Here is a 7,985-nt window from a genome sequence, read left to right as displayed (position 1 = left end):
CGTCGTCTGGCGTCTGGCCCAGGCCTTGACCCCTTGCACGCATCTCTACAAGTACAGACTGTATTTTGGCAAGGGCGGGCAATGTCGGGTACGTTATGACAACGAACGTGGCAAGGGCGACCACCGTCACCTCAACGACGTCGAGGAGTTTTATTCATTTGTGTCGATCAATCAGTTGCTTGATGATTTTCAACGTGACGTGGAAACCTGGAGTTAGGCCATGAAAGCAGTCATAGAAATCGCCCCGCAGGGATCGGTATTCAGCGTGGCGCGCAAGCAACTCCACGCCGCCGAGTCCAGCCCAGGCTATCGCGCTGATTACCACCTCAGCTTTGAATCCGCGCGCATCCTGTTTGCCGAGCTCACACCGGCGCGCATCGATTTGCTGGAGGCATTGCGACAGTGCGGTCCATGCTCAATCTATGCGCTGGCGAAAACCGTGGGACGGAACTACTCCAACGTGCATACCGATATTGGCAAACTTGAGGAGCACGGGTTGGTCCAGCGTACGCCGGACGAACTTGTATTTGTTCCGTTTGAATCGGTGGAGATTCATCTGGCTTTGGTGAAAAAGGCGGCTTGAAGGAGGATCCCAGCAGCATCGCTCGAGCCCTCCCCTGCGCAGGCCACAGGGCGCCACGGTGCGCCAACCTCAAGCCCGACCGTCCCGCGTCAATCTGGCGCCACCAGGTCGCCGCCCGCACGGCGAGGCAGCACCGCAGAGGTCACTGGCTTGTTGTAGGCCAGCAGATCGAGCTTGGCGTCATTGGCCCGCAGCTCCAGCATGCCGTGGTTGCGCAGTTCGGGGCCGGTTATCACGGGGTTCAGTTTGGCCACGACGGCTGCCCCCGAGGCCGTGAGTTCGACCAGGCGGCCGGCGGCCGACACCTTGTGGGTCAGCAGGCCGGTGGCATGCACATCGCCGCTGAGCATCAGCCATGTCCTGGAACCAATGCTTTCCTTGAGCCAGGTGAAGTCGTCCTTGTACTTTGCCCAGCAGTCCTTCTGGGTGAACGTGCCGCCACTGGCAATGATGTGCAGGGCGTCCGGGTGCTTGTTGAACGCCTCCGTCAGTTGTGCGCGCTGTACGTTGCCCAGCAGGGTTTTTCCCTTGCGCTGCGTGCGGCCGTCCGTCAGGTGCAGCCAGGACCGGCCATCCGGCTCGAGCTGGATGGTGGTGGCGCCCAGCGGCGTGAACACAGGCGCTGCAGCGTCCAGCCAGAAAGCTGCGTCACCCGCAGAAGACGGGAACCGCGTGACGTCTTTTTCCGCCAGCACCCGCCGGAACTCGCGCATGAAACTGGTAGACACCTTCACCTTGTCGGCGTGCACCGGCTGCGCCTGCATCACGCCGCCTTGTGCGTCGTTCCAGGCAAAGTCGTGATCGTCCCAGATCGCGTGGACCTGGATGCCGGGCGCAGCCACCAAGTCGCGAAATTTCGGGTTGGCCAATTGCTGCGCATAACGCATATACAGATGCTCGGCAAACTCGTGCGCGTTCATCGCTTGCAACACAGACATGCCCGGTGACGGCACGTCGTTGTAGATGTTGTCGCCCAGCAGAACCACATGCTCGGGCTGGGCCAGGCGGATGGAGTCCCACACCGGCTGGTTGCTGACCAGGCCCGCGCAGGTACAAGAGGTGAAGGCGATTTTCATCATGGCTCCCGGTAGTTTTCGGCCAATCTAGCACCGGGTCTGGCGGCTCACATCCTCCAATTGGAGGACGGTACGCACGGCGCTCCTCTGATTGGAGGATGCGCCTGCCGCAGTACCTCACTACCGTTACGTCTTCCCCACAGGAGACACCATGCCCATCGCCTACGACCCCACCAACGATGCCCTGCTGCGGCCCGAATTGCGCGACACCGTCTTCAGCGGCCACACACAAGCCGGCCACATTGCCGTTGCGGTCGAGGCAGCGCGGCTGGCCTATTACCGGTTTGAAGAAAGCGACGCAGAAAAAGCCCGGCTCAGCCAGGCACTGGCGCTGGCGGGTTATGTGGGCCTGCAAACTTTCAACAGCAACACCCTGACAGGGACCGAGGCGTTTGGCGCCATCCACGCCAGTGACGGCACCGCCTTGCTCGCCTTTCGCGGGACGCAACCCGACAAGCTGGCCGACCTGGGCACGGACGCCAATGCGCTGCTGGTGCCTTGGGAACTGGGCACAGGCAAAGCGCACTTTGGCTTTCAGCGCGCCTACCAGGCCATCCGCGCGGACATTGACCAATGGCGCGCCGGGCCCGCTGCCGGCAAACAGCTCATCATGTCCGGACACAGCCTGGGGGCCGCACTCGCTTGCCTGTGCGCCAGCATCTCCGCCCCGCACCGGCTGGTCACGGTCGGCGGGCCACGCACCGGCGACAGTACTTTTGTGGCCAGCATCACGGGGCCCTGGACACGCCTGGTGGACTGCTGCGACTTCGTCACGCGGGTTCCCCCGACGTTTCTGGGCTACGCCCATCCTGACTTCCGCAGCTACATCACCTGGGACGGCCAGATCCGCGAGAACCCGACCGACGACTTCATCGCCACCGACCGTGAGCAAGGCCGCCTGGACTACCTGAAACACCACGCCTGGCGCCGGGGCACGGTGGTGGTGCGCGACCTGGCCGACCATGCGCCCATCAACTACGCACGGGCGTTCTTCTGAGCCGGGGCGTCGCGCCCCAGTGATCGCCCAGGCTTACGCTTGCGCAGATGCCTGACCGCGCCACAAAAGCGCAGAGGGGGGGGGTGGGTCATCCCGAATACGGTGGCGCCGGGCTTGGAGGTTCAATACGGGCAGGAACAGCCCGCTGCCTTCGCGATGATTGATGCGTATGGTCCTGCTCCACCAACCACCCAAAGGAAACTTCTCATGCGCAAATTCTCTTACCTGGCCGCCGCAGGTGTTGCCGTGGCCTTGCTCACCGCCTGTGCCACCGGCCCCCGTCCGAACCCCATGAGCTTTTTTGTCACCAGCGCAGGCAGCGGCAAGGGCGCCGACCTGGGCGGCCTGGCCGGCGCCGATGCACACTGCCAGCGCCTGGCCACAGCGGTCGGCGCCGGCGGCAAGAACTGGCGCGCCTACCTGAGCACCCCGCCCACCTTCGCCTCCGCCACCGCGCCTGCCGTGGCCGCCACCCATGCGCGCGACCGCGTCGGCGCCGGCCCCTGGTTCAACGTCAAGGGGGACATGATTGCGCGCAGCGTCAGCCACCTGCACGACGGCAACTTCATCAGCAAGGCAACGGCTCTCGACGAGCGCGGCAACGTGATCAAGGGTCGGGGCGACACGCCCAATGAGCACGATATCCTGACCGGCTCGCGTGCGGACGGCACCGCTTTTGCACCGCAGACCGACACCACCTGCAAAGCCTGGACCAGCTCAACCGACGGCTCGGCCATCGTCGGCCACCACGACCTGATTGGCCCCAACACCGACAACTGGGCCAAGTCCTGGAACTTCTCGCACCAGTCCGCCGGCTGCAGCCAGGAAGCCCTGGTGCGTACCGGCGGGGCCGGCAAGTTCTACTGCTTCGCGGCGAACTGACCTGACGAAACATAGCCAGAGCACCCCGGCTTCTCGCCGGTGGCGCGCTGGCAGGGTGTGCCGCCCTGCTGCGAGCCCCTTCAGCTTGGGGTCGGACCCATTTTCACGCTTGAAACTGGCGTCCAACCCTTATGCAGTGGCCGATATGATTTTGATAGCGAAAGCCATCAGATTTTCGGCTGCCGCGTAGCCTTAACCCTCCCCTCTTCTCGCCTTCCGAAATTGACATATGGGGCCAATAGTGGCACCATTCTGTCAATGGCCAGCCTCGACAGAATCCTGGAAAAAATGCGCGCCGAGCCCGCCAATGTGGGTTTCAGCGATCTCAAGAAGGTATGCAGCGCCTACTTCGGCAAGCCAAGACAAGATGGCAGCAGCCATGCCATTTTCAAAACACCTTGGCCCGGCGACCCGCGCGTCAATATTCAGAACGCAAAAGGCAAAGCCAAGCCTTATCAGGTCTGGCAAGTCCTGCAGGCCATCGACAAACTACAAGGCAAATCATGAACATCAAACACTACACCTACCGGGTCACCTGGTCCCCGGAAGACAACGAACATTTGGGCTTGTGCGCTGAGTTTCCATCCTTAAGCTGGTTGGCAAAAACCCCGGAATCCGCACTCAGAGGCATCGGCAAAGTTGTGGCTGAGGTGGTGGCTGATATGCAGGCCAGCGGCGAGCCCGTTCCTGAAGCGATGGCCGAAAAGCATTACAGCGGCGAGTTCAGGGTTCGTATTCCGCCGCAGCTTCATCGCAACCTGGCGTTGACGGCGGCCGAGCAAGGGGTGAGTTTGAATCGGCTAGCGAGTGCCAAGTTGGCGGCTTGAGGCGGATGCTGGCGCTGGCCCCGCAGTCGCGGGCAAAAAGAAGGCTTGATGCAGCGCCGGCAGGCCTCAAGTAGATAGAGCTATTGCCGACACCCAGAAGGAGCCGACCATGACCGACACCGCCCTCGCCACCCTCCCGCAGCGCAAGCTGCCGATGCGCGCCCTGCTGATGCTGCTGATGTGCCTGGCTTTCCAGCTCGCCGCCTGGGTGCTGATTGCCATTGCCGTGCTGCAGCTTGCCTTCGCGGCTTTCAGCGAGGCGCCCAATGCGCGCCTGCAAGGCCTGGGCCGCAGCGTGGGCCGCTACCTAGGCCAAATCGCCGCCTTTGTCTCCTTTTCTACCGAAACCCCGCCCTTCCCCTTCAGCGACTGGCCGTCCCCAAACGCCTGATCGCCATCGGGGATTAATGGCCAAATTGGCCTCCAGCCCACGGCAGACAAACGCCGAAAGCTATTACTTTCATAGCAAGTAGAGCCCTGGCCCGGCGGCGGCAGCCCGGCTGTCCGGGCCAACCAGAACTCAGGGCGTGACGCTGCCCACCACCCGCAGGCTGCCGTCGGCCGCTGGCCGAACCACCACGCCTTCGGCTGAAGCCGAGCCCACCCCCGTCAGCGCCGAGATGTTGACCTGGTGCGTGACCACCACCAGGGTGCCGGGGCCACGCCAGCGCGCCAGAATGGTGCGGGCTTGCGCCGTCTGTGTTTCGCTGATGCCGGACGATCTGCCAAAAAACGAATTGAAGGCCGGCTCGTCCTTCACCGCCTCATTGCCAAACGCCAGCCGCGCCGTGTCCCGCGTGCGGCACCACTGGGAAGTCAGCACCGCACCGACAGTGATCTTGCGGCTGCGGAACTGCTCCCCGAGCTGGCGCGCCTCGGCCCGGCCCTTGTCGTCCAGGTTGCGCTGCGTCGAGCAGTCGTTGAGCTTGAAGTTGGCCGGGTCACCAATACCCGGTGCGGTGGCATGGCGAAACAGCACGATGGCGCCGGCTTGATTCAGGTCCGACCAGGCGTCTGCGGCGGAGGCGACGGATACCGAGGAGGCCAGCAGCGCGGCGCCCAGACAGGCGGTGAGTGAGGGGATGAGGAGTTTCATGCCCCACAGATTAACCAGGCGGGCTTATCCGAGTGGGGAGTGGGTGCAAGTTGCCCATCCCCGCCCTGCCGCCTCCCGTTGGTCATCCCGGACCAGATCCGGGATCCATGCAGCATGAACCCTCGTCGCGAGGATGCAGCCATGGATTGCGGGTCAGGCCCGCAATGACAGCCAAGGGGATGGGCGCTCCCCCCCAAATGTCATCCCGCCCGTCGGCCTGTCATCCCGGACTTGATCCGGGATCCATCCCGCAATGCCCCAGCGGTTGCCTGCGAATCGCTTCCCGTGCAAGATGGTGTTTCCATGCTTTTCCAATGGCCCCACTACCTCTGGCTGATGCTGGCACTGCCGCTGCTGCCGCTGGTCTACCTTTGGTTGCTGCGGCGCCGGAGCAAGCTGGCCGTGCGGTACAGCAACCTGGGCATGGTTAGAGCCGCCGCCACCGGGCGCAGTTGGCGGCAGCACCTGCCCGCTGCCCTGCTTTTTCTGGCCCTCGCCCTATTGCTGCTGGCCACGGCGCGGCCCATGGCCAAGGTGCCGCTGCCCTGGGCGCGCACCACCATCATCCTGGCGATGGACGTGTCGCTGAGCATGCGCGTCAGCGACGTCCAACCCACCCGCATGGTGGCCGCGCAAGAGGCCGCCAAACTTTTCCTGAGCGAGCTACCGAAGAAGATCGAGGTCGGGCTGGTCACCTTTGCGGGCAGCAGCCAGGTCGCGCATACCGCCACGCTGGACAGGTCGGCCCTGGTCACGGCGATCGACGGCTTCCAGATGCAGATCGGCACCGCCATCGGCAGCGGTATCGTGAGCAGCCTGATCGAACTCTTCCCCGACCACGGCATCAACCTGGAAGAGTTGACCTTCGGCACCAAGCCGCGCGGGCGCAGCCTGGACGACAAGGACAAACCACCGCCCAAACAGATCACGCCGGTCGCGCCGGGCTCCTACGACGCCGCGGCCATCATCCTGCTCAGCGATGGCCGCCGCACCACGGGCGTCGACACCCTGGAAGCAGCCAAGATGGCCGCCGACCGCGGCGTGCGCATCTACGTCATCGGCCTGGGCAGCGTCAACGACTCCGGAACCATGCCCGAAGGCATGCCCATCTACCTGCAACTCGACGAACCCACCCTGCGCGAAGTCGCCCGCATGACCGGCGGCGAGTACCACCATGCAGGCACGGCTGAGGCGCTGCGCAGCGTTTACGAGAACCTGGGGTCAAGGGTGCAGGTGCAGACACGCGAGACCGAGGTCACGGCTTTGCTGGCTTTATTGTCGGCGGGGTTGGCGCTGGCGGCGGCGATTTGCTCGCTGGTTTGGTTTCGGCGGGTTGTGTGAGCGAATATCCTTCGGTCTGAGCTATGGCACTTCTCTCGGTGGCAGAACAGGGTCGCCACTTATTCTCGGCATAGTCTTCTCAATTAGATCTACGCCAGGCTCTTTAGCGCCGGTTACATGCTTTGTGATCGCCATTCGTATTAGATGAACGATTTCCTTTAACGTCGCATTAGATACGTAGCTAAATCGATACTCGGTTCGCAACGAGCGATATATGTTCAAGAGGAAGAACGAATTTTTTTGCGTAGCGGAAATATATGCTTGAATGGCGGCAGCCCAGCCCCTTGGCCTTTGTAAGATAAGCAGTAGTGCAAGTTCGTGCTTCCTCAATGACCCTTGCTCTTGATTAAACACATCAATTAGAAGAGGGCCCATCTTCTGAGAAAGAAGATCGTCCCTAGACCATCTAATTACATTGCCAGGAATTTCTGCAAGTATTCCCATGACCCGCTGTGAGGCGGTCGGTCCGAAATCGCCTTCCAGAACAAAGTTGGCCCCATCAAAAAAAGCCTCGCCTTTGTCAGCAAGCACAGGCAAAACCACGAGAAGCACGATTGATAGCTGCTCCCAGCATCGCATTATCTCTTCCAGTAGTGCACGCTTTGCGGATGGCTCAACATAGTCACTGTTGCGTAGCGCCTTAGAAGCCGCCCGCAGTGTCTGCATCAAATATATTAAGGAATGATCAGAAAGAATACTCACACCCTGGTTATAGGGACGTGCTAAGTCATACCCTTGATCCGCAAAACGATCCTTTATTTCTGAAGGTAGATTTGAGTCCCTCACTCCTTCCTCGATCTCAGTTGTCATCTGCTCAAGTGCGCCTTCAGAGGGATTCCACTGCGCCAAACTATAGATATCCATATTTTTCGGAAATCCACATTTTTGTTCAACCTCACTGCGACAGCGCTCTAAATCAGCTTTTAAAACATTTAAAGCATCCTCTCGCTGACGATCAATGCCGGTGTAAAACTCAATCAACTCGGGGTGGTTGGCATATCGCCTGTCACTCAGCATGAAGTTTGCAAAATTTTGGTCGTGGTGCATGCGCAAAGCAGCGAAATAGTAAATCCAAAACGCAAATTTAAGGAAACTCTGAACAAGTCCACCGATCAGATGTGTTGACCGTTGAGATACACAAAGGAGCAGCAGCGATGGACCAGATCAGTTTCGCGGACGCAGA

Annotated in this window: 11 protein-coding genes; 8 read left to right on the top strand and 3 right to left on the bottom strand. The window is 61.3% G+C overall.

The window, feature by feature from the left end:
- Both ACH2CW_RS11165 and ACH2CW_RS11160 read left to right on the top strand, forming a co-directional pair.
- Nucleotides 1-217 (top strand): DUF6516 family protein (locus tag ACH2CW_RS11165; protein WP_395058074.1); only part of this gene is annotated, 217 nt, incomplete at its 5' end.
- Between the two features lie 3 nt (nt 218-220).
- Nucleotides 221-583, top strand: coding sequence for a MarR family transcriptional regulator (locus ACH2CW_RS11160; protein WP_395058072.1), 363 nt, complete (start codon nt 221-223; stop codon nt 581-583).
- Nucleotides 584-672: 89 nt separating this feature from the next.
- On the opposite strand, the gene ACH2CW_RS11155 is transcribed toward ACH2CW_RS11160, so the two are convergent.
- Complete coding sequence (locus ACH2CW_RS11155) at nt 673-1,659, bottom strand: hypothetical protein (RefSeq protein ID WP_395058070.1); 987 nt, start codon at nt 1,657-1,659, stop codon at nt 673-675.
- Between the two features lie 151 nt (nt 1,660-1,810).
- Here ACH2CW_RS11155 and ACH2CW_RS11150 point away from each other — a divergent pair, with 151 nt between their 5' ends.
- The 5 genes from ACH2CW_RS11150 (at nt 1,811) to ACH2CW_RS11130 (ending at nt 4,756) form a co-directional block, all read left to right on the top strand.
- On the top strand, nt 1,811-2,656 hold the full coding sequence (locus ACH2CW_RS11150) for a lipase family protein (protein WP_395058068.1): 846 nt from the start codon (nt 1,811-1,813) through the stop codon (nt 2,654-2,656).
- A 207-nt stretch (nt 2,657-2,863) separates the two neighbouring features.
- The gene (locus ACH2CW_RS11145) at nt 2,864-3,538 is read left to right on the top strand and encodes a hypothetical protein (RefSeq protein ID WP_395058066.1); all 675 of its coding nucleotides are present in this window, start codon (nt 2,864-2,866) and stop codon (nt 3,536-3,538) included.
- 258 nt (nt 3,539-3,796) lie between these two features.
- Nucleotides 3,797-4,045: a toxin HicA gene (locus tag ACH2CW_RS11140; RefSeq protein WP_395058064.1), complete on the top strand. Its 249-nt coding sequence runs from the start codon at nt 3,797-3,799 to the stop codon at nt 4,043-4,045.
- Entirely contained in the window at nt 4,042-4,365 is a 324-nt protein-coding gene (locus ACH2CW_RS11135; RefSeq protein WP_395058062.1) for a type II toxin-antitoxin system HicB family antitoxin, read from the top strand. The genes ACH2CW_RS11140 and ACH2CW_RS11135 overlap by 4 nt, the downstream gene beginning before the upstream one ends.
- Nucleotides 4,366-4,474: 109 nt before the next feature.
- Nucleotides 4,475-4,756, top strand: a complete 282-nt coding sequence (locus tag ACH2CW_RS11130) for a DUF4389 domain-containing protein (RefSeq protein ID WP_395058060.1) — start codon at nt 4,475-4,477, stop codon at nt 4,754-4,756.
- 129 nt (nt 4,757-4,885) lie between these two features.
- On the opposite strand, the gene ACH2CW_RS11125 is transcribed toward ACH2CW_RS11130, so the two are convergent.
- Nucleotides 4,886-5,461, bottom strand: a complete 576-nt coding sequence (locus ACH2CW_RS11125; protein ID WP_395058058.1) for a histidine phosphatase family protein — start codon at nt 5,459-5,461, stop codon at nt 4,886-4,888.
- Nucleotides 5,462-5,764: 303 nt separating this feature from the next.
- Between ACH2CW_RS11125 and ACH2CW_RS11120 the strand changes: the two genes are divergently transcribed.
- A complete protein-coding gene (locus ACH2CW_RS11120; RefSeq protein ID WP_395058056.1) occupies nt 5,765-6,802 on the top strand; it encodes a VWA domain-containing protein in 1,038 nt (345 codons plus the stop codon).
- 21 nt (nt 6,803-6,823) lie between these two features.
- Here ACH2CW_RS11120 and ACH2CW_RS11115 read toward each other — a convergent pair whose 3' ends face one another.
- Nucleotides 6,824-7,849, bottom strand: coding sequence for a hypothetical protein (locus ACH2CW_RS11115; protein ID WP_395058054.1), 1,026 nt, complete (start codon nt 7,847-7,849; stop codon nt 6,824-6,826).
- Nucleotides 7,850-7,985 lie beyond the last annotated feature (136 nt).

This window comes from Polaromonas sp. (assembly GCF_043778355.1).
GTDB lineage: Bacteria > Pseudomonadota > Gammaproteobacteria > Burkholderiales > Burkholderiaceae_C > Polaromonas.
Note: the sequence above shows the minus strand (reverse complement) of the source record. Positions and strands in the feature narration are given on the sequence as shown.

Excerpts from the sequence above, each read along its gene's own strand:
- ACH2CW_RS11160 (WP_395058072.1), top strand. The coding sequence starts at position 221 with ATGAAAGCAGTCATAGAAATCGCCCCGCAGGGATCGGTATTCAGCGTG.
- ACH2CW_RS11155 (WP_395058070.1), bottom strand. The coding sequence starts at position 1,659 with ATGAAAATCGCCTTCACCTCTTGTACCTGCGCGGGCCTGGTCAGCAAC.
- ACH2CW_RS11150 (WP_395058068.1), top strand. The coding sequence starts at position 1,811 with ATGCCCATCGCCTACGACCCCACCAACGATGCCCTGCTGCGGCCCGAA.
- ACH2CW_RS11145 (WP_395058066.1), top strand. The coding sequence starts at position 2,864 with ATGCGCAAATTCTCTTACCTGGCCGCCGCAGGTGTTGCCGTGGCCTTG.
- ACH2CW_RS11140 (WP_395058064.1), top strand. The coding sequence starts at position 3,797 with ATGGCCAGCCTCGACAGAATCCTGGAAAAAATGCGCGCCGAGCCCGCC.
- ACH2CW_RS11135 (WP_395058062.1), top strand. The coding sequence starts at position 4,042 with ATGAACATCAAACACTACACCTACCGGGTCACCTGGTCCCCGGAAGAC.
- ACH2CW_RS11130 (WP_395058060.1), top strand. The coding sequence starts at position 4,475 with ATGACCGACACCGCCCTCGCCACCCTCCCGCAGCGCAAGCTGCCGATG.
- ACH2CW_RS11125 (WP_395058058.1), bottom strand. The coding sequence starts at position 5,461 with ATGAAACTCCTCATCCCCTCACTCACCGCCTGTCTGGGCGCCGCGCTG.
- ACH2CW_RS11120 (WP_395058056.1), top strand. The coding sequence starts at position 5,765 with ATGCTTTTCCAATGGCCCCACTACCTCTGGCTGATGCTGGCACTGCCG.
- ACH2CW_RS11115 (WP_395058054.1), bottom strand. The coding sequence starts at position 7,849 with ATGCACCACGACCAAAATTTTGCAAACTTCATGCTGAGTGACAGGCGA.